The sequence below is a fragment of the Salmonella sp. SJTUF15581 genome, from assembly GCF_043356775.1.
GTDB classification, from domain to species: Bacteria; Pseudomonadota; Gammaproteobacteria; order Enterobacterales; family Enterobacteriaceae; genus Salmonella; species Salmonella enterica.
This window is the reverse complement of record NZ_JBEUJY010000004.1, coordinates 260,006-285,500: the sequence shown is the minus strand read 5'-3', so window position 1 is coordinate 285,500 and position 25,495 is coordinate 260,006. Positions and strand designations below refer to the sequence as shown.

General features: G+C 46.7%; 20 protein-coding genes and 1 pseudogene. 11 read left to right on the top strand and 10 right to left on the bottom strand.

Annotated elements, in window-relative coordinates; translation table 11 throughout:
- Nucleotides 1-9: 9 nt before the first annotated feature.
- Nucleotides 10-1,662 carry a hydroxylamine reductase gene (hcp, locus tag ABVN36_RS10365; RefSeq protein WP_000458785.1) on the bottom strand — a complete coding sequence of 551 codons (1,653 nt, stop codon included), beginning with the start codon at nt 1,660-1,662 and terminating at the stop codon, nt 10-12.
- 143 nt (nt 1,663-1,805) lie between these two features.
- Nucleotides 1,806-2,705 carry a lysine exporter LysO family protein gene (locus ABVN36_RS10360; protein ID WP_000491118.1) on the bottom strand — a complete coding sequence of 300 codons (900 nt, stop codon included), beginning with the start codon at nt 2,703-2,705 and terminating at the stop codon, nt 1,806-1,808.
- Between the two features lie 201 nt (nt 2,706-2,906).
- Here ABVN36_RS10360 and ABVN36_RS10355 point away from each other — a divergent pair, with 201 nt between their 5' ends.
- Nucleotides 2,907-4,565, top strand: coding sequence for an ATP-dependent endonuclease (locus tag ABVN36_RS10355; RefSeq protein ID WP_000599770.1), 1,659 nt, complete (start codon nt 2,907-2,909; stop codon nt 4,563-4,565).
- Here the strand turns inward: ABVN36_RS10355 and ABVN36_RS10350 are convergent.
- Nucleotides 4,562-5,512, bottom strand: coding sequence for a VirK/YbjX family protein (locus tag ABVN36_RS10350; RefSeq protein WP_023138435.1), 951 nt, complete (start codon nt 5,510-5,512; stop codon nt 4,562-4,564). The genes ABVN36_RS10355 and ABVN36_RS10350 overlap by 4 nt on opposite strands.
- 145 nt (nt 5,513-5,657) lie before the next feature.
- Between ABVN36_RS10350 and macA the strand changes: the two genes are divergently transcribed.
- Nucleotides 5,658-6,776, top strand: a complete 1,119-nt coding sequence (gene macA / locus ABVN36_RS10345) for a macrolide transporter subunit MacA (RefSeq protein ID WP_001201754.1) — start codon at nt 5,658-5,660, stop codon at nt 6,774-6,776.
- The gene (gene macB / locus ABVN36_RS10340; RefSeq protein ID WP_000125895.1) at nt 6,773-8,719 is read left to right on the top strand and encodes a macrolide ABC transporter ATP-binding protein/permease MacB; all 1,947 of its coding nucleotides are present in this window, start codon (nt 6,773-6,775) and stop codon (nt 8,717-8,719) included. The genes macA and macB overlap by 4 nt, the downstream gene beginning before the upstream one ends.
- Before the next feature lie 129 nt (nt 8,720-8,848).
- Here macB and cspD read toward each other — a convergent pair whose 3' ends face one another.
- A complete protein-coding gene (cspD, locus tag ABVN36_RS10335; protein ID WP_000447499.1) occupies nt 8,849-9,070 on the bottom strand; it encodes a cold shock-like protein CspD in 222 nt (73 codons plus the stop codon).
- 150 nt (nt 9,071-9,220) lie between these two features.
- Here cspD and ABVN36_RS10330 point away from each other — a divergent pair, with 150 nt between their 5' ends.
- From ABVN36_RS10330 to ABVN36_RS10315, 4 genes and pseudogenes are all read left to right on the top strand, one after another.
- On the top strand, nt 9,221-9,298 hold the full coding sequence (locus ABVN36_RS10330) for a hypothetical protein (protein WP_212742690.1): 78 nt from the start codon (nt 9,221-9,223) through the stop codon (nt 9,296-9,298).
- A 95-nt stretch (nt 9,299-9,393) separates the two neighbouring features.
- A complete protein-coding gene (gene clpS, locus ABVN36_RS10325; RefSeq protein WP_000520789.1) occupies nt 9,394-9,714 on the top strand; it encodes an ATP-dependent Clp protease adapter ClpS in 321 nt (106 codons plus the stop codon).
- Between the two features lie 30 nt (nt 9,715-9,744).
- The gene (gene clpA, locus ABVN36_RS10320) at nt 9,745-12,021 is read left to right on the top strand and encodes an ATP-dependent Clp protease ATP-binding subunit ClpA (protein WP_000934064.1); all 2,277 of its coding nucleotides are present in this window, start codon (nt 9,745-9,747) and stop codon (nt 12,019-12,021) included.
- Nucleotides 12,022-12,429: 408 nt separating this feature from the next.
- Nucleotides 12,430-13,525, top strand: a pseudogene (locus tag ABVN36_RS10315) (IS3 family transposase).
- A 282-nt stretch (nt 13,526-13,807) separates the two neighbouring features.
- On the opposite strand, the gene ABVN36_RS10310 reads toward ABVN36_RS10315, so the two are convergent.
- Entirely contained in the window at nt 13,808-14,743 is a 936-nt protein-coding gene (locus ABVN36_RS10310) for a LysR family transcriptional regulator (protein ID WP_023139549.1), read from the bottom strand.
- 202 nt (nt 14,744-14,945) lie between these two features.
- Between ABVN36_RS10310 and ABVN36_RS10305 the strand changes: the two genes are divergently transcribed.
- Complete coding sequence (locus ABVN36_RS10305) at nt 14,946-16,118, top strand: ROK family transcriptional regulator (protein WP_033903594.1); 1,173 nt, start codon at nt 14,946-14,948, stop codon at nt 16,116-16,118.
- Nucleotides 16,119-16,137: 19 nt separating this feature from the next.
- Here ABVN36_RS10305 and ABVN36_RS10300 read toward each other — a convergent pair whose 3' ends face one another.
- The 5 genes from ABVN36_RS10300 to ABVN36_RS10280 all read right to left on the bottom strand — a co-directional run bounded on the left by ABVN36_RS10300 (nt 16,138) and on the right by ABVN36_RS10280 (nt 21,988).
- Nucleotides 16,138-16,857: a DUF554 domain-containing protein gene (locus ABVN36_RS10300; RefSeq protein ID WP_023138322.1), complete on the bottom strand. Its 720-nt coding sequence runs from the start codon at nt 16,855-16,857 to the stop codon at nt 16,138-16,140.
- Nucleotides 16,858-16,891: 34 nt separating this feature from the next.
- The gene (gene glk, locus ABVN36_RS10295; RefSeq protein ID WP_000032766.1) at nt 16,892-17,860 is read right to left on the bottom strand and encodes a glucokinase; all 969 of its coding nucleotides are present in this window, start codon (nt 17,858-17,860) and stop codon (nt 16,892-16,894) included.
- A 94-nt stretch (nt 17,861-17,954) separates the two neighbouring features.
- Nucleotides 17,955-19,622 (bottom strand): GMC oxidoreductase, encoded by a 1,668-nt coding sequence (locus ABVN36_RS10290; protein WP_023181898.1) that lies wholly within the window; start codon nt 19,620-19,622, stop codon nt 17,955-17,957.
- An 88-nt stretch (nt 19,623-19,710) separates the two neighbouring features.
- A complete protein-coding gene (locus ABVN36_RS10285) occupies nt 19,711-20,766 on the bottom strand; it encodes a sugar phosphate isomerase/epimerase (RefSeq protein WP_001094122.1) in 1,056 nt (351 codons plus the stop codon).
- 97 nt (nt 20,767-20,863) lie between these two features.
- The gene (locus tag ABVN36_RS10280) at nt 20,864-21,988 is read right to left on the bottom strand and encodes a Gfo/Idh/MocA family protein (RefSeq protein WP_000239439.1); all 1,125 of its coding nucleotides are present in this window, start codon (nt 21,986-21,988) and stop codon (nt 20,864-20,866) included.
- A 584-nt stretch (nt 21,989-22,572) separates the two neighbouring features.
- Between ABVN36_RS10280 and ABVN36_RS10275 the strand changes: the two genes are divergently transcribed.
- Genes ABVN36_RS10275 through ABVN36_RS10265 form a run of 3 tightly spaced genes read left to right on the top strand, consistent with a single transcriptional unit; the run spans nt 22,573 to nt 25,470 of the window.
- Complete coding sequence (locus tag ABVN36_RS10275) at nt 22,573-23,844, top strand: MFS transporter (protein ID WP_001141582.1); 1,272 nt, start codon at nt 22,573-22,575, stop codon at nt 23,842-23,844.
- Nucleotides 23,845-23,897: 53 nt separating this feature from the next.
- Nucleotides 23,898-24,350, top strand: a complete 453-nt coding sequence (locus ABVN36_RS10270) for a DUF6379 domain-containing protein (RefSeq protein ID WP_001519496.1) — start codon at nt 23,898-23,900, stop codon at nt 24,348-24,350.
- 10 nt (nt 24,351-24,360) lie between these two features.
- Entirely contained in the window at nt 24,361-25,470 is a 1,110-nt protein-coding gene (locus tag ABVN36_RS10265) for a xylose isomerase (RefSeq protein WP_023138320.1), read from the top strand.
- The last annotated feature ends 25 nt before the right edge of the window (nt 25,471-25,495 follow it).

Sequence of the window (25,495 nt, the reverse complement as noted above, 5' to 3'; positions counted from 1 at the left end):
TTGACCTCCTTACGCGCTCAGCAATTGCTTCATGTCTTCTTCAACGGTGGTCACGGAACGCAGACCGAACTTCTCGTTGAGGATAGCCAGCAGATCCGGCGTGAAGAAGCCCGGCGCGGTCGGCCCGGTGACAATATTTTTCACGCCTAATGACAGCAGCGTCAGCAGAATCACGATCGCTTTCTGCTCAAACCAGGAGAGCACCAGCGACAGCGGCAGATCGTTGACGCCGCAGCCCAGTTTTTCCGCCAGCGTCACCGCCAGGATAATCGCGGAGTAAGCATCATTACACTGACCGGCATCGACCAGACGCGGCAGCCCTTCGATGTCGCCGAACTCCAGTTTGTTGAAACGATATTTACCGCACGCCAGGGTCAGGATCAGGCAGTCATCCGGTACGCTGGTGGCGAAATCGGTAAAGTAGTTACGCTCGCCGCGCGCGCCGTCACAGCCGCCGACCAGGAAGATGTGGCGTAGTTTTTCACGGCTGACCAGATCGATGAGCGTATCGGCAGCGCCGAGCAGGGTCTGACGGCCAAAACCGACGGTGATGAGATGCGGAATTTCGCTATACGGGAAGCCCGCCATTTGCTGCGCCTGGGCAATGACCGGCCCGAAGTCATCGCCTTCAAGATGGCTAACGCCCGGCCAGCCGACGATGCTACGGGTCCAGATACGGTCGTCATAGCTGCCCACGGTCGGGTCGATAATGCAGTTAGAAGTCATCACGATTGGGCCAGGGAAGCGGGCGAACTCGACCTGCTGATTCTGCCAGCCGCTGCCGTAGTTACCGACCAGATGCTTGAATTTACGCAGTTCCGGATAGCCATGTGCGGGCAGCATTTCACCGTGAGTGTAGACGTTAACGCCGGTGCCTTCGGTCTGCTCCAGCAGGTTGTAGAGATCTTTCAGATCGTGACCGGAGATCAGAATGCACTTGCCTTCAGTCGCTTTGACGTTGACCTGAGTCGGCGTTGGGTGACCGTATTTGGTGGTTTCACCGGCATCCAGAATGCTCATCACTTTGAAGTTCATCTGGCCGATTTCCATTGCGCACTCCAGCAGCGCGTTCATGTCAGCAGGCCAGGTGCCCAGCCAGGCCATGATTTTGTGGTACTGCGCGTAAATGTCGTTGTCGTATTGACCGAGAACGTGCGCGTGCTCCATATACGCCGCCGCGCCTTTCAGACCGTACAGGCACAGCAGACGCAGGCCGAGGATGTTCTCGCCAATGGCGGCTTTGTCTTTATTCGGGGTAAATTCCGCCGCCTGACGTTGCAGTTCGCCCAGATCGTCGCTGACCAGTTGCAGATCGGCCATCGGATTGTCGCAATGCGCATTAGCATCCACGCTCAGGCACTGCGCTTTCAACGCTTCACGCAAGGCAATCGCTTCACGGGCGTAGCCGACGATACGCGGAGAGTCGAAGTTAACGTTGGTCAGCGTGGAGAAAAACGCGCGCGGCGCAAAGTTATCAACGTCGTGATTAATGATGCCATATTCACGGGCCTTCACCGCCCAGGCAGACAAACCTTGCAAAGCCGCAATCAGCAGATCCTGCAGATCGGACGTTTCAGCTGTTTTACCGCACATTCCCTGCGCGTAGGAGCAGCCGTTTCCGGCTGGTGTACGGATGGTTTGTTCACATTGCACACAAAACATGGTCACACCTTTTAAAGTTATATTTAATATACATGTTTAAGGTTATGCCTGTGAACAAAGGGATAAAAGGGATTTCTGCCATAATGTGCAAGGAGATTGATTTAGCGCAATTTTGGCGGCAGATGCCTACCGCCAAAGAGGTATCAGGCCGAGAAGAACGCCATTAAGAGGGGGACCAGCAGGCTGAGGATAAAGCCATGTACGATAGCCGCCGGAACAATCTCTACGCCGCCGGAGCGCTGTAATACCGGCAACGTAAAGTCCATTGAGGTCGCTCCGCACAGGCCCAACGCCGTTGAACGGCTGCGGCGAACCAGACCGGGAATAAGCATAATGGCTAAGAGCTCGCGGGCCAGATCGTTAAAGAATGCCGCGCTGCCGATAACCGGTCCAAACGACTCCGTCAGCAAAATACCGGAAAGAGAGTACCAGCCGAAACCTGACGCCATCGCCAGGGCGGTTTTTAGCGGTAAGTCCAGGATAAACGCATTAATCACGCCGCCCAGTAATGAGCTTGCCACGACAACGACCGCGACCATCATTCCCCGACGGTTAAGCACAATTTGCTTTAAGGTCATGCCGCTATTTCGTAGCTGAATCCCTACCAGGAACAATAAAAAGATCAGCGTATATTCACTGGCTTCGGTGGCGTGCTGTAAAACAGAGAGTCCGCTCAGGCCGATAACAAACCCCAATACCACTACGCCGCACAGTTGTAGCGACTCCAGCGCCATGGCAATACGCGAAGGCAGTTTTTCCTGCTGATGATGGTGACGCCACGGGAGGATACGTTCCAGCCACAATAAGGCGGCGATATTACACAATAAAATAATCGTAATACTGACGGCGGAATAATGAAAAATCGCCACCAGATTACTGGCGAGGTTATCCAAAAACGCCAGGCTTATTCCCATAAAAAAGAGAATAAGATACACGATCCAGCTCAGTAGCCGGTTAATGAGTTGTAATGCGGCTTTATGTCGCAGTGGAATGAGATAGCCCACAATCAGTGGAACCAGAATGATTAAAAGTCCTGAAAACATGAACAGCCGGGCCCTTTTTTATTGTTTGAATAGCGTACATGACACTACCGAATTCCAGACTATCAGTAAAGCGACACCGTCAGCCGTACATTTATCAGACATTTGCCCCAGGCAAAGGGGGGGAATATCACGCCAGGCGGACGCATTTGCCGTTATACTGCGGTGAATTTTATGGAGTGATGACGTTTTTCTGGAGGAAGCATGATTCTCGAACGCGTTGAAATAGTAGGATTTCGCGGTATCAACCGACTGTCGTTGATGCTGGAGCAAAACAACGTGCTGATTGGGGAAAACGCCTGGGGAAAATCCAGCCTGCTGGATGCGCTGACTCTGTTATTGTCGCCGGAACTCGATCTCTACCATTTTGTCCGTGAGGATTTCTGGTTTCCGCCTGGCGACATAAAAGGACGCGAGCATCACCTGCATATTATTCTGACTTTTCGCGAAACGCAGCCAGGGCGGCATCGGGTACGTCGTTATCGAGCGCTGGAAGCATGCTGGTCGCCTTGCGAGGATGATTTTCACCGTATTTTTTATCGGCTAGAGGGCGAATGCGGCGCCGATGGCAGCGTGATGACGCTGCGCAGTTTTCTCAATAGCGATGGGCAGCCATTGCCGGTGGAAAATATTAACGATCAGGTGCGCCACCTGGTTCGTCTGATGCCAGTGCTACGTTTGCGCGATGCGCGCTTTATGCGACGTATTCGCAACGGTACGGTGCCCAATGTGCCGGATGTTGAAGTCACGGCCCGACAGCTGGATTTTCTGGCGCGTGAGCTGGCGACCCGGCCGCAAAATTTAACCGACGGGCAGATTCGTCAGGGACTGTCCGCGATGGTGCAACTGCTTGAACACTATTTCTCAGAGCAGGGCGCAGGACAGGCGCGTCACCGACTCATGCGCCGGCGTTCGCAAAATGAGCAGCGTAGCTGGCGCTATCTGGATATTATTAATCGGATGATCGACAAACCGGGCAGCCGGTCGCATCGGGTGATCCTGCTGGGGCTTTTCTCCACGCTGTTACAGGCGAAAGGGACGCTGCGGTTACATAAAGACGCACGACCATTACTGCTGGTGGAAGATCCGGAAACCCGTTTACATCCCATTATGCTTTCAGTCGCCTGGCAATTGCTCAATCTGTTACCGCTACAGCGGATAGCGACAACCAACTCAGGCGAATTGCTCTCGCTAACGCCGGTGGAGCATGTCGTACGGCTGGTGCGCGAATCTTCCCGCGTCGCCGCCTGGCGTCTGGGCCCGGGCGGGTTAAGCGCGGAAGATGGACGGCGCATCGCCTTTCATATCCGCTTTAATCGCGCGTCGTCGCTGTTTGCGCGTTGCTGGCTACTGGTGGAAGGCGAGACGGAAACCTGGGTTATTAATGAGCTGGCGCGTCAGTGTGGACATCATTTTGATGCAGAGGGCATTAAAGTCATTGAGTTTGCTCAGTCTGGCCTGAAACCGCTGGTGAAGTTCGCCCGCCGTATGGGAATCGAGTGGCATGTCCTGGTGGATGGCGACGAAGCGGGGAAAAAATATGCCGCGACGGTCCGCAGTCTGCTTAATAACGATCGGGAAGAAGAACGCGAACATCTCACGGCGCTGCCTGCGCTGGATATGGAACATTTTATGTATCGTCAGGGTTTTGCCGATGTTTTTCACCGGGTTGCGCAGCTTCCGCCTAATGTGCCGATGAATACCCGGAAAATTATTACTAAAGCTATCCACCGCTCGTCAAAGCCGGATTTGGCGATTGAAGTCGCGATGGAAGCCGGGCGGCGGGGAATTGACGCCGTGCCGCCGCTGTTCAGAAAGATGTTCTCGCGCGTGGTTTGGCTGGCGCGGGGCCGGGCGGATTAACGTTTGAATGTGGCCGGAACCTGTTCGACGACGCTATCGAGTAACGCATAGCGGCGGCGATACTCGGCCCGTTTCTTACTGGCGATCTCCGATTCGCTTTTTCGGGCGAACGCCAGCGGTAGCGCATAGTAATTTCCTTTAATTCTTTCACCGCCTAACGATTCCCAAAACGCGTCATAGTCGGCATGCATTTGCGTCTTTTTATCCATGTATCGCCAGCTACGGTAAACGTGCGCATCGTTACTCACAGCTATAATCTTTTCTGCCTGAAAGACTTGCGCAAACTGACAGAGAGCCTCCATCACGATGCGTTTGGGAAAAAGACCATGGCAGGCTTTGGTCGCCTGCTGGATAATTTCGTGAGGGACGTCGTTTGCCGCGCCCTGTAATCCGCCGATAAATAGTGTGCGTTGTTGGTTAAAGCGACACAGGGTAAATGTGATCTCTGCCAGAATACGTAACTGTGCGTCGCGAACAACAATAGTGCTTTCACCTTCTTTATCCAGTGAGACCAGACTGACTAAATCAAGTTGAAACAACTCGCCGGTTTTAGTTTCAAATTTAGCAAGATTCAGGCCATACTGACTTAAATAGCTAACTTGTTGTTCCCGCGATAAAAGTTGGCGCATCTGTTGATAATGAAAACACAGCGCATCTAAGGCGAAATCGCGTTTAATATTTACAGCCATATAAGGACGATGTAGCCGAATAGGCAAACGCGGCTGACGAGCAAGTAACGTATTTAACTCCGGCCATTGGGTGAGATTAGTCAGTAATTGGCTGGTCGCACGCGGCATGACTAATGAGCGGATTAAAAACTTGCGACGAAAGCTGGCTTTACGCCAGAATTTTCCTGGCTGTAATTGCCCGCGCGTCAGACGAATAAATAATTGTAAAGGAGAGATGTAATCTGAAGTGTACCAGGTATTATCTGTAAGCTGTGTCATGATCGTAATCCGCGACATAAGATTGTCGAGATTGAACCACAGGAAACATTAACCAATCGTCAATACAGCCGACGCTATCTTTATTGTGTCAGGTTTGTTTAGATACGGTTTACTTTCTGGTTGAAATTTTGCCGTCAGGGTTTCTATGCGTGCTAAGGGAAAGAAATTTAAAAAGCGTTATCTGGTCATTATTTTAATTCTTTTAGTGGGGGGGATGGCTGGCTGGCGAATGCTAAATGCGCCGCTGCCAACTTATCAGACATTAATCGTGCGGCCAGGCGATCTTGAACAGAGTGTACTGGCGACTGGAAAACTGGACGCGTTGCGTAAAGTGGATGTCGGCGCGCAGGTGAGCGGCCAGTTGAAAACGCTGCTGGTCTCCATTGGCGATAACGTTAAAAAAGATCAGCTACTCGGCGTGATTGACCCAGATCAGGCGGAGAACCAGATAAAAGAGGTCGAGGCCACCCTGATGGAGCTGAACGCGGAGCGTCAGCAGGCAGCCGCTGAGTTAAAGCTGGCGCGGGTTACGCTGGCGCGCCAGCAGCAGTTAGCTAAGACTCAGGCGGTATCGCAACAGGATCTGGATACCGCGGCGACGGAGATGGCGGTTAAACAGGCGCGTATTGGCACCATAGATGCCCAGATCAAACGTAATCGGGCCTCGTTGGACACCGCGAAAACCAACTTGGAATATACCCGTATTGTCGCCCCCATGGCGGGGGAAGTGACGCAAATCACTACCCTGCAAGGACAAACGGTGATTGCAGCTCAGCAGGCGCCCAATATTCTGACGCTGGCGGATATGAGCACCATGCTGGTAAAAGCGCAGGTCTCGGAAGCGGACGTGATCCATCTTCGGGCGGGGCAGAAAGCATGGTTCACCATTGCAGGCGATCCGCAAACGCGCTATGAAGGCGTTTTAAAAGATATTCTGCCGACGCCGGAAAAAATCAACGACGCTATTTTTTATTACGCCCGGTTTGAAGTGCCGAATCCCAAAAGAATCTTGCGTCTTGATATGACCGCACAGGTTTATATTCAACTCATGGATGTCAAAAATGTGCTGATTATTCCTCTCGCCGCGCTTGGCGAACCGGTGGGCGGCAATCGTTATAAAGTGGCGCTGTTGCGTAACGGCGAAAAACGTGAGCGCGAAGTGATCATTGGCGAGCGTAACGATACAGACGTGGAAGTGGTTAAAGGTCTGGAAGCGGGCGATGAGGTGATCATCGGTGAGAGCAGGCCAGGAGCGACGCCATGACGGCATTGCTTGAACTGCGCAATGTGAGTCGCAGCTACCCCTCCGGAGAAGAGCAGGTGGCGGTGTTGAAAGATATCTCCCTGCAAATCCACGCCGGGGAGATGGTGGCGATCGTCGGCGTTTCCGGTTCTGGAAAATCAACGCTGATGAATATCCTCGGGTGCCTGGATAAACCGACCAGCGGCACTTATCGGGTGGCGGGGCGGGACGTCTCGACGCTGGACCCGGACGCGCTGGCGCAGCTGCGGCGTGAGCATTTTGGCTTTATCTTTCAGCGCTACCATCTGTTGTCGCATTTAACGGCAGCGCAAAATGTTGAAATCCCCGCCGTCTACGCCGGCATTGAACGCAAAAAACGCCAGGCGCGCGCCAGAGAGTTGCTTTTGCGGCTGGGATTAAGCGATCGCGTCGATTACCCACCTTCACAGCTTTCTGGCGGACAGCAGCAGCGTGTCAGTATTGCCCGCGCGCTGATGAACGGCGGACAGGTGATTCTGGCGGATGAGCCGACCGGCGCGCTGGATAGTCATTCCGGCGAAGAGGTGATGGCGATTTTGCGCCAACTGCGCGATCGCGGACATACGGTGATCATTGTGACGCACGATCCGCTGATTGCCGCCCAGGCGGAGCGGATTATTGAAATTCACGATGGCAAGATTGTCCATAATCCGCCCGCGCAGGAAAAGAAACGCGAACAGGGCGTTGACGCTGCCGTAGTTAATACGGCTCCCGGCTGGCGGCAATTTGCCAGCAGCTTTCGCGAAGCGCTGTCAATGGCGTGGTTAGCGATGGCCGCTAACAAAATGCGTACTTTACTGACCATGCTGGGAATTATTATCGGTATTGCGTCGGTGGTGTCGATTGTGGTGGTCGGCGACGCCGCAAAACAGATGGTACTGGCGGATATCCGCGCGATGGGCACTAACACGATTGATATTCATCCAGGCAAAGATTTTGGCGACGACAACCCGCAGTATCGACAGGCGCTGAAATATGACGATCTGGTGGCTATTCAGAAACAGCCGTGGGTTAACTCTGCGACGCCCAGCGTTTCAAAGAGCCTACGTCTTCGCTATGGCAATATTGATATTGCCGTAAATGCTAATGGCGTCAGTGGCGATTATTTTAACGTTTACGGCATGTCCTTTAGGGAGGGGAACACCTTCAATGCTGTACAACAACAGGATCGCGCGCAGGTGGTGGTGCTGGATGCCAACACGCGACGCCAGCTATTTCCAAATAAAGCGAATGTCGTAGGGGAAGTGGTGCTGGTGGGTAATATGCCGGTTATTGTTATTGGCGTGGCGGAAGAGAAACCGTCCATGTACGGCAATAGCAATCTGTTGCAAGTTTGGTTGCCCTATAGCACGATGTCAGATCGCATAATGGGTCAGTCATGGCTTAACTCGATCACCGTTCGTGTGAAAGATGGCGTTGATAGCGATCAGGCTGAACAGCAGCTTACCCGCCTGCTCACCTTACGCCACGGTAAAAAAGACTTCTTCACCTGGAATATGGACAGCGTCCTGAAAACGGCTGAAAAAACCACCTATACTCTTCAGTTATTTCTGACGCTGGTGGCCGTCATTTCGCTGGTTGTCGGCGGCATCGGCGTTATGAATATTATGCTGGTTTCCGTCACCGAGCGAACGCGTGAAATCGGCATCCGTATGGCGGTAGGCGCGCGCGCCAGCGATGTGCTACAGCAGTTTCTTATTGAAGCGGTGCTGGTTTGCCTGGTTGGTGGAGCGCTGGGGATTAGCTTGTCGATGTTCATCGCATTTATGCTACAGCTTTTCCTGCCCGGCTGGGAGATCGGTTTTTCACTGACTGCGCTGGCGAGCGCGTTTTTATGTTCGACGTTTACCGGGATACTGTTTGGCTGGCTACCGGCGAGAAACGCGGCGCGACTGGACCCGGTGGAGGCGCTGGCAAGGGAGTAATCTTGCTGACGTCATTTGTCGGCCTGATAAGATGCAACGGTGTTGCTATCAGGAACTGGCGTTAAATAAAAATGCCAGCCGATCGGGCTGGCATTTTGCCTCCTGGATGTACACAATGAGACAGAGGAGCTATGCAACGGCCTCTGCTTCGATGGGCACGATGACGCTGGCGTGATTGCCTTTTGGCCCCTGGTGTACATCAAACCGGACAGACTGTCCGGCTTTAAGCGTTCTGTAACCATCCATTTGAATGGTGGAATAATGGGCGAAAATATCCTCGCCGCCGCCTTCAGGGCAGATGAAACCAAACCCTTTGGCATTGTTGAACCACTTTACAGTACCCGTTTCCATGCTTCGACATCCTTCGTAAATCTTATATAAGTAAGATGGAATGAACCGGTGACGGAGTGGGGGCTGTTCAAAACCTCACCAACTCTCGACATTACAATTTAGAGAAATCAGGCGAGGCGTCAAGCATCAGGCTGGGGGGATCGGGTAAAAATGAATCAAAAATTTGAAGCAGTTAACGCTATTGCCGGGAATGTGACAGATGTCGCGGATGGTACTGATAGATGTTAGTTATCTATCAATTGAGGTAGATTGATTGTGTGCATAGACTCTGGTCAGCGGCAGATTTTTCTGCCGACAACCGTAACCGATAATGACGACTGACAATGGGTAAGACGAACGATTGGCTGGATTTTGATCAGTTGGTGGAAGATAGCGTGCGCGACGCGCTAAAACCGCCATCTATGTATAAAGTGATATTAGTCAATGATGACTACACTCCGATGGAGTTTGTTATTGACGTGTTACAAAAATTCTTTTCTTATGATGTAGAACGTGCAACGCAATTGATGCTTGCAGTTCACTATCAAGGCAAAGCCATCTGCGGCGTGTTCACCGCCGAGGTGGCGGAAACCAAAGTGGCGATGGTGAACAAGTATGCAAGGGAGAACGAGCATCCGTTGCTGTGTACGCTGGAAAAAGCCTGAATGCAGGTATAAAAATTGGGGGAGGTGCCTATGCTCAATCAAGAACTGGAACTCAGTTTAAACATGGCTTTCGCCAGAGCGCGCGAGCACCGTCATGAGTTTATGACCGTCGAGCATCTGTTGCTGGCGCTGCTCAGCAACCCATCGGCTCGCGAAGCGCTGGAAGCATGCTCCGTGGATCTGGTGGCGCTCCGTCAGGAACTCGAAGCCTTCATTGAACAAACCACACCCGTACTGCCTGCCAGTGAAGAAGAGCGTGATACGCAGCCGACGTTAAGTTTCCAGCGTGTCCTGCAGCGTGCCGTCTTCCATGTTCAGTCTTCCGGGCGTAGTGAAGTGACTGGCGCGAATGTGCTGGTGGCTATCTTTAGCGAACAGGAATCACAGGCGGCTTATCTGCTGCGCAAGCATGAAGTGAGCCGTCTGGATATCGTGAACTTTATTTCTCACGGGACGCGAAAAGACGAACCGAGCCAATCTTCCGATCTCGGCAATCAGCCAACTGGCGACGAACAAGCTGGCGGGGAGGAACGTATGGAAAACTTCACGACGAATCTTAACCAACTTGCTCGCGTGGGCGGCATCGATCCGCTGATTGGTCGTGAAAAAGAACTTGAACGCGCGATCCAGGTCTTGTGTCGTCGCCGTAAAAATAACCCGTTGCTGGTAGGGGAATCCGGCGTCGGCAAAACGGCGATTGCCGAAGGGCTGGCCTGGCGTATCGTGCAGGGCGATGTGCCGGAAGTGATGGCCGATTGCACCATTTACTCTCTGGATATCGGTTCGCTGCTGGCGGGCACCAAATACCGCGGCGATTTTGAAAAACGGTTTAAGGCGTTGCTGAAACAGCTTGAGCAGGATACCAACAGCATCCTGTTTATCGATGAAATCCATACCATTATCGGCGCTGGCGCGGCGTCGGGCGGACAGGTGGATGCGGCAAATCTGATTAAACCGCTGCTTTCCAGCGGCAAGATCCGGGTGATCGGCTCAACGACCTATCAGGAATTCAGCAATATTTTTGAGAAAGACCGTGCATTAGCGCGCCGTTTCCAGAAAATTGATATTACCGAGCCTTCGGTGGAAGAGACGGTGCAAATTATCAACGGCTTGAAACCTAAGTACGAAGCGCACCACGACGTGCGTTATACCGCGAAAGCGGTGCGTGCGGCGGTCGAGTTGGCGGTAAAATATATCAATGACCGCCATCTGCCGGATAAAGCCATTGACGTGATTGACGAAGCGGGCGCTCGGGCGCGTCTGATGCCGGTGAGCAAACGTAAGAAAACGGTCAACGTGGCGGATATTGAGTCCGTAGTGGCGCGAATTGCGCGAATTCCTGAAAAGAGCGTCTCGCAGAGCGATCGCGATACGCTGAAGAACCTGGGCGATCGTCTGAAAATGCTGGTCTTCGGCCAGGATAACGCGATTGAGGCGCTGACCGAAGCTATTAAGATGAGTCGTGCCGGTCTGGGCCATGAGCATAAACCTGTCGGCTCATTCTTGTTCGCCGGGCCAACTGGCGTAGGGAAAACTGAAGTTACGGTACAGCTTTCAAAAGCGCTGGGTATTGAGCTGTTGCGCTTCGATATGTCCGAATATATGGAGCGTCATACGGTGAGCCGTTTGATCGGCGCGCCTCCGGGATACGTCGGTTTCGACCAGGGCGGGCTGCTGACGGATGCGGTGATTAAGCATCCTCATGCGGTGCTGTTGCTGGATGAGATCGAAAAAGCGCACCCGGATGTCTTTAACCTGCTGCTGCAGGTGATGGATAACGGTACGCTGACCGATAACAATGGCCGTAAGGCGGATTTCCGCAACGTGGTGCTGGTGATGACCACCAACGCCGGCGTGCGAGAAACCGAACGTAAATCTATTGGTCTTATTCATCAGGACAACAGTACCGATGCGATGGGCGAGATCAAGAAAGTGTTTACGCCGGAGTTCCGTAACCGTCTCGACAACATTATTTGGTTCGATCATCTGTCTGGCGAGGTGATTCATCAGGTTGTCGATAAGTTTATCGTCGAGTTGCAGGCTCAGTTGGATCAGAAAGGCGTCTCTCTGGAAGTCAGTCAGGAAGCGCGCGACTGGCTGGCGGAAAAGGGCTATGACCGGGCGATGGGCGCACGACCGATGGCGCGTGTGATTCAGGATAACCTGAAAAAACCGCTGGCCAATGAGTTGCTGTTTGGATCGCTGGTTGATGGCGGACAGGTCACCGTCGCGCTGGATAAAGAGAAAAATGCGTTGACGTATGGCTTCCAGAGTGCGCAAAAGCACAAGCCGGAAGCCGCGCATTAATCTTCGTTTCACTGCCGTACAAACCGGGCCTTAGCGCCCGGTTTTTTTACGCCGGCTAATAGTTAGCCTGATGGCGTTGTGCTCGCGGTAGGCGGACAAGGCGCTTGTAAATTGCGTCATCATCCGGTAATCGACGGGGGGTAATGCGAAAAAAAAGCCCGCCGACAGAAGACGTTCCACGAATGTGCGGAAGCCGTGCTGGAAATTTTAGGCCCATTGAGTATGCCGCTTGTCTCATGGATGCTCTTGTTCTGCCGGGTAAGCGGTCTGCTACAGCTATACCTTCCACAGGATAATACTGTACCAGAACCTGACGTTCCCGCTCATGCTGTAAGTATCCCGCATAATCGTGCCATTCACATTTAGAGATCCTCCGGCATAATCAATCTGCCAACAAAGGAGATCGCTATGCGTAAAGCCCGTTTTACTGAGCATCAGATCATTGCCGTAATTAAATCGGTTGAAGCCGGACGAACCGTTAAAGATGTCTGCCGGGAGGCCGGTATATCTGAAGCCACCTGGTACAACTGGAAGTCCAGATACGGCGGCATGGAGGCTTCTGATATTAAAAAGATCAAGGATCTTGAGGACGAGAATCGGCGTCTCAAACAGATGTTTGCCGACCTGAGCCTTGAGAACCGGGCCCTGAAAGACGTTATCGAAAAAAGCTTTAAAACCAGCCTTTAAGCGTGAGCTGGTCACTCATCTGATAACGACATTTGGACTCAGTATCCGTCAGGACTGCCGGAGTCTGAACCTGAGCTACCGTCCGGATACCACGCGTGACGAACCCGTTATTGTCGCGTTGCAGGCAGTGGCAGAGCGATACCCACGGTACGGTTTTCCAAAACTTTTCCAGGTTCTGCGGCGGCAGGGATACCCGTGGAATCACAAAAGGATCCATCGTATTTATTGTCTGCTGAAGCTGAATGTTCGCCGTAAAGGCAAACAACGGTTGCCGGTGCGTAATTCCTCGCCACTGGCCACACCGGAAGCGCTGAACCAGAGCTGGTCTGTCGATTTTATGCATGATGCTCTGGTCTGTGGCCGTCGTTTTCGCACGTTCAATGTCGTTGATGACTTTAACCGTGAGGCATTGTCGATTGAAATCGATCTGAATCTGCCAGCTTTGCGCGTGGTCCGTGTACTCGACAGGATCGCGGCAAATCGCGGCTATCCGGTCATGCTACGCATGGATAATGGTCCGGAATTTATCTCACTTGCACTGGCTGAATGAGCAGAGCAACATGCAGTAAAACTGGAATTTATTCAGCCGGGTAAGCCGACGCAGAACGCTTTTATTGAGCGCTTTAACCGAACATACCGTACAGAAATACTCGATTTTTATCTGTTCAGAACGCTGAATGAAGTGCGGGAAATCACGGAAAGATGGGTGTCAGAATATAACTGTGAACGCCCTCATGAATCACTGAACAATATGACGCCGGAGGAATATCGGCAACACAATCATTTGGTCGGGATCTCAAAAAATGCCTGGAACTAAAACGGGTCTATTTACACTATTGTTGGCGGCATGCTTTTAACTGCTAATGTAACTATTACTATTTGGTTCCTGGTATTTGCTGTTCCAGGGGTTATTGCTGCATTATCGATGGTGCTGACAAATTTTCATAAAAGTCTTGTTGATAAAAGATCTAGTAGTGTTAGCGAAAATTGTTTTTAATTGTAATCATTAGCTTTCAACTTAGGCATATAAATAAAAAAGACTGCGGAAAGGCAGTCTTTTTTATTTATATCGTGGGGGGATAGGGTTTTACTGATTGGCTCAACTAAGTGGTTCGAGATTCAATACTGATTTATGTAGAATCTGACGTAGCCATTGAATACCAAGATCACCGTCATGATGCCGATGCCACTGCAACTTCATATCGAAAGGCTCTGAAATAATAGGACATGGGAAGATCTCTACCGGAAGGTATTTAGAGTAATAGCGAGCAAAACGTTCATGAACAGTGGCAATTAAATTTGTACCGATCAGTTGCGTCATCAGCATACTGAAAGAGGGAACAATAATATCTATTCTACGTTGATATCCTGACTGGCTGATAAAAACCTCATCAAGAGCCCACCCGATCATTTTACTAAATCTTGCAACAATATGACCACTGGACAGATAATTATCCAAATTTATGCCTGATTGGCATAGCGGATTACCAGACCAGACTACGCAAACATATTGGTCGTCAAAAAGGTATTCGGCAGGATGTTGAGACGATACTAAGTTAGTTGGAGTTACAATTAGGTCAATAACGCCTATATTTAAATATTCACTGATCGGTCCATCAATAATAGAAGATATATCCAACCGAACATGCGGAGCTTGCTTTTGAATAAGAGTTATTGCATTATTCATAACTACAGTGGCGGATGCATCTGAAATATTAAGCCGAAAAGTTCTCGTTGATGTTTCAGGATCAAATTTTTGATTTTTATCGACAATTGCTTCACATTTACTGATAATATCATGGACCTCCTCTACAAGCATTTCAGCAAAAGGAGTTAGCTCCATACGCTGTCCAACCTGGACAAGTAGTTGATCATCAAAGAATTCTCTTAGCCTTGATAAGGCACCTGATGTTGCTGACTGGCTCAAATGAACACGTTCACCAGTACGTGTGACATTACGTTCAGCTAAAAGCACATCAAGGATAATCAAAAGATTGAGATCTAAACCGCGAAGATGCATAACTTCAGGCCACATAGTAATTTTTAGTTAAAAATAGCATTTTGTAGTCGTCTAGTCGAGGTTCTTTGTGTTTTTCTACTTCAAAATGTGAGGTTACCATCTATTGTAGTTAGAACCTTCAGACGAATAAGATTTCTTATGGTTGTTGCGTAAGTGACTTTATAGCCATAAAATCCAGACCATGTGGTATTAGATTTATAGGTATGAGGGCGTTATAGTGGAAAATAATTCTATCAAAAAACGAAAAAGTGTTTCCTTAGTTCGAGAGTTATTACTCAATGAAGGCCCACACTCTCAGGCTTCTATATCGCGTAAAACTGGTTTGTCGCCAGCTATGGTTAACTATGTTGTAAAAAAACTTCGCGAACTCGGCAATGTCGATATTCATTGGGTTAATGGTCGTGAAGGTATTGTTTCACTAATATCTAAGACAGGACGGTATATTTCTATATTAGTAGCGGTTGATAAAATTAGCTGCTCATTGTTTTTATTCGAATCAGAACAGCGATTTGATTATGAGTGCTTTGTGGACCAAAATTCACCTGAAGAAAATAATCCTCATGCTGTAGTTCAAATCATAAATGATCTTTTAAAAAATCATGAGCTAAGTATTGGTGATATTTCCGGGGTCGCGATTAGTATCGTTGCACCATTGGATATCAACGGTGAAACTATTATTTCATGGTCTGCAGGCCGGTTACCTGGATGGTGCGATATTAAGATAAAATCTTTTTTTGAGCGTGAATTGCAATTACCCATTATCATTGGCAATGATGCTAATCATTCAGCATTAGCAGAATGGTCATGGGGGAGTGGAAAGGGCGTTGAAAACTTTATCTATATATCCTGCTCCCGCCAGATAGGTGGAGGTATCATTATAAATAATCATATTTACAAAGGGGGGAATGGAATGGCCGCTGAGTTCGGTCATCTGATTATCGATAATTCTGGAGCGGTTTGTTTTTGCGGATGTCGAGGATGCCTCACTACTTTCATTTCAGAACGCGCTATTATAATGACTCTCTCAAAATCAGAGATCTATAAGAACTCTCTGACCGAAATAATTCTTGCTGCTGCGGAAGGTGATGTAGCATGTCAACGAGTGTTATTTGATGCTGGCAGGCATCTCGGCAAGGCTTTGGCAAATATTGTTAAAATATTGGCACCAGATGTGATTTCCATTGGTGGTGATTTATCCAAGGCGGGAGCTATTTTCTTTGACAGTGTTATCTCGACGATAGAAGAGCATAACCTCGGAACAACTTCACCCACAGTGGACTTAAAATCAGCTCACTTTGCTGATTTGCCAGAAATTCTAGGTGGGATTGCTGCTCTACTGGCCCAAAAAAATCAGGGGATAAACAATCTTCCTGATTGGATGAAATCGTAAGATGCATTACCAACTCTATTTAGTTCGAAATATAGTTCCAAATCCAGGAGAGAGGCATTGCCCATAGCAGTGCTGGAAGCATGTTTGCTACAGGGAACATTTTAATACCACATATCCTTAGACCAGTGGCCATCATCACCATTCCGCCAACGGCATAAAAATCAGCTCGCATGGACGTTGTCGTTAACGGAAGAAGTAATACGGCACTATAGGCAAGAATTAGTTGAATAACTAACTGAGGTATAAAAAGGATTATAATAGAAAAGCCAAGCCGTGTAGCAAAAAGAATGGCGCAAAAAAAATCCATGAACGCTTTGGTAATAAGCACGGAACTATTTCCATTCATTCCTTCGTTCATTGCGCCAACAATACCAGTACCACTGGCTCCGAATAAGATAATTAAGGCTACAAAGATGTTTAAAAATTCCTCATTAGTAATGTCGCCACGTGGTTTTGGTAAGATGGACTCTATACAGTTTTTTGCCTTTGTTGCAATATTGTTTATCTTTTTTTCAAGTGATACTAATTCACCAGTAAGGGCTCCAAGGATACCGGCTAGAACAATTACAGGCATATTAATAGTATCCATTATTAATATTACTGACATTGCCATTGAGCAAATGCCAAACATTAGTGGCATACCTTCGTGAAGGCGTCGGGGGATCCAGGGCGATAATAGGCTTCCGCCTATTGCGCCAACGATAATTGCTATGCTATTTATATATGGACCTATAATCATAATCTTTATCTCCGGCCCCCCAGTATTTACAGGGTTAGTTAAGTGAATATCCTAGCAATTGTCGCATGTGAGCTCCTGCACCTAATAATCCAGGTTGAGGATGTGTTATTAAAAAAACAGGAATGTCTTTAAGATAATTATTGAATCGTCCTTTATCTTCGAAGGCACTTCTGAATCCGGATGAACGGAAAAAATCAAGGAAACGCGGGACGATTCCCCCAGCAATATAAACTCCACCAAATGTTCCCATTGTCAGTGCAAGGTTCCCGCCAAAGCGACCTAATAATATACAGAATAGCGATAGTGCACGACGACAGTCGGTACATTCATTGTTTAATGCTCGATCCGTTATATCTTTTGGCTTTAGTTTTTCCGGAATTCTTCCATCTACTTTGACAATGCCTCTATACAGATTAACAAGGCCAGGTCCGGATAGAACTCTCTCATAAGAAATACGGCCATGTTCTGATCTTAGGGCTGAAAGGATAAGGTCTTCTTCTGCGCTGTTGGGTGCAAAATCTACATGACCACCTTCGCCGGGCAGACTGATAACCTGCTGTGTAGTTTGTATTAGATGGCAAACTCCTAACCCTGTGCCAGCCCCATATACAACAATAGGCTTATCTTTTTCAACGTGTCCCCCACCGAATTTCAATAGGTCTGTGTCGTGCAACATAGGAATCGACATCGAAACGGCTTTGAAATCATTTATGACTTCAAGATTATTCAAACCAAGATTAAGTTTCATTGAATTGATTGAAAATGCCCAGCTATGATTGGTCATATCGACCCAGTCATTGGTTATAGGACATGCGATAGCAATACAAGCTTCATGTACTGTAACCCGCTGACCTTCTAGATAATGTGTTATGACATCTTCAAGAGTGGCGTAATCATTTGCGGAATAGGTATGGATATGTGAGATAGCTCCATCAGCCATATCGCACAGGGCAAGTCTAGCGTTTGTACCGCCGACGTCACCAACAAGGATAAATTTCGACATCAGATACACCTTTATAAAAGAAAATAGAACTGATTTTGCTAGTTTAATGCTGATTCATTGCAATCAATAACATGCAGCACTTGAACTTGTACGTTTAGAGTTGCCCTTGCATATATTGGTTTGCAGCGTAATGGCAGGCGCGAGCGGTAATCGCCATCATGGTTAATGTTGGACCAACAGTGCCGCTAGTAACAAAGCATGCTCCGTCAGTTACGAAGACATTACTTGCATCCCAACACTGATTGTAATTATTCAGAACTGAGTTATTCGGGGTTTCTCCCATTCTTGCTCCACCACTTTCATGGATTGCAGCTCCAAGGCCAACACTTTTCTTAAAAGAAAGTCGGAAGATCATTTTCATTAAAAATGATTCATCAGGCATTACGTTGCGGGCATCTTCAAGTCCAAGAGCAGTACCTGCGAAATCAATTTTGTAATTACATGCTGAGACCATTTCTTTAATTGTATTGAGTTGTTCTTTCATTACAATAAGATCATTATTTCCGAATGAACAATCAATTCGTGGAGCAGGGATACCCCATGCATCTTTTTTACGAGCATCCAAGGTTATCCGATTTTCTGCTCGAGGTAGCATTTCGCCAAAGCCCATAAGCCCAAATTGTGCGGGACTATCAGGTGGCACATAACCACGGCCGATAACACCTTGGTACGCAAAACCCCGAAGATAGTTCTTACCTGTTTGGACACCAACGTTCTGAAAGCGCGGAATAACAATGCCGCCTGCGGGTCTACAGAATGGGTCTTGTGGAAGTGATGAGTCATATTCCCAACCCATACTGTCAGGTACTGAACCAGCTATAAGACTCGGTGCTTGTTCTAAAAAATAACGACCTAATAATCCCGTTGAATTACCAATACCTTCAGGGTGACGTGTAGAACGTGAATTGAGTAATAAGCGAACAGATTCAATTGCAGAAGCACATAGCATAACCATGCCGCCACGGACGCTATGCTCCTGCTTTGTCAATCTGTCAATAAAAGTTACACCAACTGCTTTACCGCTGACAGGGTCTACATCAATTTGTTTTGCTACAGCATCAGTTCGCAACTCAAGACGACCCGTATCTATCGCAGCCTGTACACCGACAGGAATTCGCTTAAGATTTGGGGCAGAGAAACGCCAACTGATGACTTTGCGCTCAGGCCATAGAGATTCAATCTTATTTTTAAAGGTCTTTTCTGGTTTTGTCAAAATTGGAGCTTGAATGAACTTACCATCAGGAAGATTCGGTATATTTTCTCTTGTGCCATATACACCAAGGAATTCTTCTATGTGATCGTACCATGGTGCCAGTTCCTCATAACTAATCGGCCAATCTTGCCCATAGCCGTCATAACTGGCTGCTTTGAAGTCATAATTAGACATCCGTTGCAATACACGGCCATACGTATGGAGTCTTCCACCGAGTTGGCGCCCGCGTATCCATAAGAAGTATTGGCCCTTTGGTGTTGTATACGGATTTTTCCAATCATTTACAAACAGGTGGCGGTACTCATTGCTCATGTAGGTTGCTCGAGCCTGTAGTGGTTGACCGGTCAATGCAATTTTAAAGCGGGCAAGTGCATCTATTTTTTTTATCTTCTCGTTATTGCCCGGGGTGATGGGAAAATCTTTTTCACCCAAAAATGGTCCTGCTTCAAGCAAAACTACATTCATTCCCTTTTCTGTTAATTCTTTTGCCGCGATACTGCCCGCTACTCCTGAGCCGATAACAATCGCATCATAAAAAATTTTTTTCATCTTTGCCTCAGCCTAAAATTACCGGGTAACGTTTATTTCTTCTATCAAATAGGGAAGGGAGGTAGAGAGCCTACCTCCGATTCTGGTGTCAGAATATTCCTAAGATCTTTCTTATTTCAGATATATTGCTTTCAGTTTCTGCAAAATCATCAAAGGATCGGTTAGATACACTGATAATATGATCTTCAATAAAACGGCTACCCTCACGAGCACCATCTTCACTATTTTTTAGACAACATTCCCATTCAAGTACAGCCCATCCACGGAAGTCATATTGGGTGAGTTTGCTAAAGATTGATTTGAAATCAATCTGACCATCACCAGGTGAACGGAAACGTCCGGCCCGCTGTATCCAAGGTTGATAACCGCCGTATACACCACTGCGACCATTTATATTAAATTCAGCATCCTTAACGTGAAATGCTTTGATCCGCTCGTGATAAATATCTATATAAGCAAGATAATCTATCTGTTGCAGATGCAGATGACTCGGGTCGAAAAGGATGTTGCAACGCGGATGGTAATTGACTTCATCAAGGAAACGTTCAAATGTTGCACCATCGTGTAGATCTTCACTTGGATGAATCTCATAGCAAACATCAACACCATATTCATCGAATGTATTTAGTATTGGTAGCCAACGTTTCGCCAGTTCTTTAAAGCTTTCATCAAAAAGCTCGGAATTATGAGGTGGCCAAGGATATAAGTATGGCCATGCTAGAGAGCCAGAAAAGGTAGCATGTGCATCAAGTCCAAGACGTGCTGATGCTTGTGCTGCTTTTTTCAAAATGCCAATAGCCCATTCCTTCCTGGCTATTGGATCGTTCGCAACACTTTGAGGCGCAAAACCACTAAAAGGATGATTGTAAGCTGGATGAACCGCCACCAACTGTCCTTCCAGATGCGTCGATAACTCACTGATCTGTAGATTGTGTTCAGCAAGCATGCCTTTGACATCATCGCAATATTGCTGGCTTCCAGCTGCCTGCTCAATATCGAAGATGTGCTTATGATTACAAGGTATTTGTAATGCTTTAAAACCCAGGCTGGATGCCCAAGTTGCCAGTCCTTCAAGAGTGTTGAATGGGGCTGTATTATCTATAAATTGCGAAAGAAAAATACCGGGACCTTTGAGAGTATTCATATGACCTCCTCATTAACCGGACGGCAATATTTTTATGGCTGATTGTGGAAACGAAGTGGCACCGAATTATAGGAGCCACTTATATAAAATGTCGCTATTACAGTTGTATTGTTTGTCCGGTTTCAGCCGATTTGTAGATGGCTTCAAGGACCTGAGTAACGATGAAGGCTTGCTGGGCAGTAACCACTGGTTCTTTATCATTTTCAATTGCATCGATCCAAGCTGCCAATTCAGCATCGGCCACGCGGAAAGGATCATGTCCGAGATCAGCAGGGCCAGGACCGCCAAGAACAAACGGCTCGATATCTACTAGCTCTCCGAAGCGGGCGGTGTTGAATGCGACACTACCAGTACCATTTACTGCAGATGTTGGCGCTGCAGCCCCATCACCAACCAGTTCAGCACCAGACTTAGTACCACATAATGTCACTTGACCTTCACGTGGTTTCAAAATATTCAGTGCCCAAGATGCTTCAAGGAAAATAGTGGCTCCATTTTCCATCTTAATGAAACCGAATGCAGAGTCTTCTACATCAATTGTTTCAGTGTTCCATGGTCCAAATAGGTTGCCTTCATAGTTGTCTTTCATTTTATGAAAGACTGACCCAGATACCTGTTTTGGTTTGTAGTTATCCATTGTCCAAAGTGCGATATCCAGAGCATGTGTCCCAATATCGATCAGTGGGCCACCGCCTTGTTTTTCTTTATCCAAGAAAACACCCCAAGTTGGAACGCCTTTACGGCGCACCGCGTGTGCTTTGGCAAAATAAACTTCACCTAATTCACCTTCGTCACTAGCGTGTTTCAGGATTTGAACGTCTTTACGGAAACGGTTTTGGTATCCAATTGTGAGTTTTTTACCCGTGCGTTTTGCCGCATCCAGCATTTTCTGCGCATCTGCTGTAGTTGCCGCCATTGGTTTTTCGCAGAGGACATGCTTACCTGCCTCAAGAGCATCTACTGTCAGAGGGCTATGGGAATTGTTAGGAGTAAGAATGTAGACAACATCAATTGATTTGTCCTTCAACAGGTCACGGTAGTCTTTATATGTTTCAGCACCGGGAACGCCATACTTCTCAGCAGCTTCGATCGCCCGTTCAATCTCTATGTCGCAAAAAGCAACTAAGTCAACACGATCCTTTGCTTTGGCGAAGGCAGGAAAATGTTTAACAACAGCAATGCGTCCGCAACCAATAATCCCAATTCGTAGTTTTTTTACCATTTCATATATCTCCGGATTGAATTCTAATAAATCTGATATTTACGTAAAATGAAATTATTGATAATCATTTTAATAAAATACGTCCATACCAAAAACTATTACTGTTATGCCGGAAAAAGAAAAAAATAGGAAATGGCTTTTGCGGATATAGGGTATCGGCGTGATGGATACCTAGGGCGAGTTTAATCGTAGTTAATAATATAGAGATCTTGATCACATTTTTCTAAGTGAGTTTTATCGGGATGCATAATTTTTAAAGTAACCACATGATTTACAATAATTAATTTCTAGACTGCGATTATGGGTCATCTTTTATACGTAAGTTTAAAAAACGAACAATGATTCAATTATTCACAATAAGGTGTTAATGAATGAATGGTGGTTTTCATTTAACAGCATGATAAATATAGATAATATTTGTTTTAAGACTTTTGGGAGTGAAATGTGGGGAATTATTATTATTCAAAAAATGAAGCATAGATCACAAAAGGAAAAGTTCTTCATTGTGATATTTTGCTATTTAGAATTTATTAAGCACCAATAACCTCGTTCAGTACCAGCCCCTACGAAAGGCGGAGTTAAACATGCCCAGTTACTTAGGTGAAGATAATTTGAAGGTAGAGAGTGCATCGGATAACAATCAAATAATGTCTGATGGGAAATTTAGTTCAAGCTCTACCTTTATGTTTGCCAGACTTAGTGTTCTGATGTTGTTGCAATTTATTGTTTTTGGATCCTGGTTTGCAACATTAGGATTGGTTTTATTTACTTATAAACTAGGAAGTATAATTGGCCTTGCATACACTTTATGTGCAGTAGCCGCAATAATTTCACCTTTGGTCTTTGGCGCTGTAAGTGATCGTTTTATTTCATCTGAGAAAATTCTTGGATTCTTACATGTTATTGGTGGTGCAATACAATTTATGTTGCCGGGGCTAGTAGCTTCTGGAAATGGTAGTATAGCACTTATTGTTATTTTCCTTTACATGGTATTCTTTCAGCCAACTCAAGGTTTAGTTAATTCACTATCTTTTCAACATCTAGGAAATCGGGGTAACTTATATCCTTATCTACGCTTATTTGCAACTGGTGGTTGGGCAATCGGCGGTTTCATCGTAGGAATACTTGGGTATTCGTCTACAATTGGGATTTTCTATGTGGCAGGTATTTCTGGTATATTACTGGGCGGGTATTCATTCACTCTTCCCAAGACTAATCCAAAAGTAAAAAACATTAAATTTAACTTATTAGACGCTTTAGGATTTAGGTCATTAGTGTTGTTCAAGCATAAAAATTTTGCAATTCTGATGATTTGCGCTCTATTAACCTCTATATCGCTAGGTGTTTACAATACGTATGCTTCTCCTTTTTTAGGCTCCCTTGGTATCAATGGTGTTGCATCAGTAATGGCCCTAGGACAATTGTCTGAAGTTGCATTCATTGTTTTTGTACCATTTGTCATCAAAAAAGTTGGAATGAAATGGGCGCTTCTAATTGGTATGGCAATGTGGGGTATTCGCTTTATTCTTTTTATTTTAGCCGCCAAAGGGCATCATTGGATGGCATTTGTTGGTATAGGTTTACATGGAATTTGTAATGATTTTTTCTTAATTGTGAGTGCAATGTATATAGACCGTTTAGCACCTCATGAAATGAAAGTACAGGCACAGAGTTGGTTAATAATTGCAATCTCAGGATTTGGCGCTGCATTTGGCTCTCTTATCTCAGGATATGTTTACTCTATTACTATAAATGCGGCCATTGTTCAGTCTTGGATTATATTATGGTCAATTCCAATATCTATTGCCGTTGTAACAAGTATTGTCTGGTTTATTGGTTTTGAAGAAAATAAATAACGTGGAATTGTGATTTATTAGTTAATAAAGCTTATTAAATAGTTGGAGGTTTTATGTTTGATAATTATCTTATTCGTCCAGGTAGCCTGAGAAATGAAAAGGTGAATGGTGAGGTGGTAGGGTTTACTTTAGCGGTGAGACATGCCAATTACAGAGGGTGTTTTGTTTCTTTACATAATGGCTATTATCTCTCTATAGATGGGGTTGAATATCCTAATTCAGTGCAGTCATTCGAGATCAATGGAAAAGCACCTCGCAGCTATGAAGAATTATCACATGCTGTTTATGAACACTGGGATTATGGCGATGATGGTATTTTACATGTGTCACATCCCGGAGGGTTAAAACCAGGAAAACATACAATTTTATTCCAACAATCTGTCCTTGCTGCTTATGGATATTTGCCTACAGATGAAGAGTGGGTTAAGAATCCACCAGTTCCAGGCAATGGTGCAGGATCGGATAAAACACCGCACATTGTAAAATTTGAAATGATTGTTGAATAAGGTGAATAAAATGAAACGTGGTGTATCGCTCTATAGCTATCAGCAGTCTCAGTTCTTCAAAGAATCTACTCTGGAGTCGCAACTTAATGAAGTTGCCAATAATTTGTATGGCGCTGATGGTATTGAACTAATCGATGAGATGTCAATTAAGTATCCTGTTCCAGACAAAGCATTCATGCAGCGCTGGTATAGGCTTATTGATATTCATGGCCTTAATCCTGTTGCTATGGATGTTAGTATGGATGTACTACAGTTCCGATCTCATGTCATGAGCCATGAAGAATGTGCTGAACGTTTGAGAAGTGATATCAAGCTGGCGAAGACATTGGGATTTAGCATAGTTCGAGTACTATCTATTGTTCCTCTGGATGTTATGGTCAAAGCCCTGCCATTGGCTGAAGCTCTTGATATTCGCATCGGTAAAGAGATTCACCAGCCGATGTCTTTAGAAGGACAGCAGGTTAGTGAGATAATCGAGTTCAATGAGAAAAATAATACTCGGCATTTAGGTATTGTTCCTGACTTTGGCATTTTTGGTACGCGCCCCTCTGAAGCTCAGTTAGGATGGTTTGAAAGACGAGGTGCTAATCCCGAGGCTTCTAAAGCAGCGGTTAAACTAGCTGCAATGGTTAAAGCAGATCCTAAAACATTCAATGTAGCGAACCAAACAGCTGGAAATGTTCGAGCAGCATTCGGACAGTTCATTACTACTGGTGAATGTAATGATGAATTAAAAATATGTTTCAATGCGGTGAAAGCATTGGCTGAGGGATTTATCAAACAACCAAAACCTCTAGACTATACGGTAGTTGCTGAAGGGCTGACATTGTCTAATACTTCAGCTGAGACACTCCGCGAAATCTGCCCTCATATCACTCATATTCATGCGAAGTTTAACAACATGTCAGAAATACCCGACAAACCAGGACAATATCAGGATATTGCGATTGACTATGTGTCTGCAATCGATGCACTACGCCGGGGGGGGTTCGAAGGATATCTCAATTCGGAATATGAAGGACAACGCTACTTCCAGGATCGTGGACGTGAGTACATGATGAATGAATTTGAGCAAGTTCGCCGTCATCAGGAAATGTTGCGTCGTTTGATTACAGCTTGATTTTACAATCCACCTTCATTCTGGG

Coding starts and splice junctions, on each gene's coding strand:
- glk (WP_000032766.1), bottom strand. CDS start 17,860: ATGTCGAAATTTATCCTTGTTGGTGACGTCGGCGGTACAAACGCTAGA.
- ABVN36_RS10280 (WP_000239439.1), bottom strand. CDS start 21,988: ATGGTAAAAAAACTACGAATTGGGATTATTGGTTGCGGACGCATTGCT.
- ABVN36_RS10290 (WP_023181898.1), bottom strand. CDS start 19,622: ATGAAAAAAATTTTTTATGATGCGATTGTTATCGGCTCAGGAGTAGCG.
- ABVN36_RS10310 (WP_023139549.1), bottom strand. CDS start 14,743: ATGTGGCCTGAAGTTATGCATCTTCGCGGTTTAGATCTCAATCTTTTG.
- ABVN36_RS10275 (WP_001141582.1), top strand. CDS start 22,573: ATGCCCAGTTACTTAGGTGAAGATAATTTGAAGGTAGAGAGTGCATCG.
- macA (WP_001201754.1), top strand. CDS start 5,658: ATGCGTGCTAAGGGAAAGAAATTTAAAAAGCGTTATCTGGTCATTATT.
- cspD (WP_000447499.1), bottom strand. CDS start 9,070: ATGGAAACGGGTACTGTAAAGTGGTTCAACAATGCCAAAGGGTTTGGT.
- ABVN36_RS10285 (WP_001094122.1), bottom strand. CDS start 20,766: ATGAATACTCTCAAAGGTCCCGGTATTTTTCTTTCGCAATTTATAGAT.
- hcp (WP_000458785.1), bottom strand. CDS start 1,662: ATGTTTTGTGTGCAATGTGAACAAACCATCCGTACACCAGCCGGAAAC.
- ABVN36_RS10265 (WP_023138320.1), top strand. CDS start 24,361: ATGAAACGTGGTGTATCGCTCTATAGCTATCAGCAGTCTCAGTTCTTC.
- macB (WP_000125895.1), top strand. CDS start 6,773: ATGACGGCATTGCTTGAACTGCGCAATGTGAGTCGCAGCTACCCCTCC.
- ABVN36_RS10330 (WP_212742690.1), top strand. CDS start 9,221: ATGAATCAAAAATTTGAAGCAGTTAACGCTATTGCCGGGAATGTGACA.
- clpS (WP_000520789.1), top strand. CDS start 9,394: ATGGGTAAGACGAACGATTGGCTGGATTTTGATCAGTTGGTGGAAGAT.
- ABVN36_RS10355 (WP_000599770.1), top strand. CDS start 2,907: ATGATTCTCGAACGCGTTGAAATAGTAGGATTTCGCGGTATCAACCGA.
- ABVN36_RS10350 (WP_023138435.1), bottom strand. CDS start 5,512: ATGACACAGCTTACAGATAATACCTGGTACACTTCAGATTACATCTCT.
- clpA (WP_000934064.1), top strand. CDS start 9,745: ATGCTCAATCAAGAACTGGAACTCAGTTTAAACATGGCTTTCGCCAGA.
- ABVN36_RS10270 (WP_001519496.1), top strand. CDS start 23,898: ATGTTTGATAATTATCTTATTCGTCCAGGTAGCCTGAGAAATGAAAAG.
- ABVN36_RS10360 (WP_000491118.1), bottom strand. CDS start 2,705: ATGTTTTCAGGACTTTTAATCATTCTGGTTCCACTGATTGTGGGCTAT.
- ABVN36_RS10300 (WP_023138322.1), bottom strand. CDS start 16,857: ATGATTATAGGTCCATATATAAATAGCATAGCAATTATCGTTGGCGCA.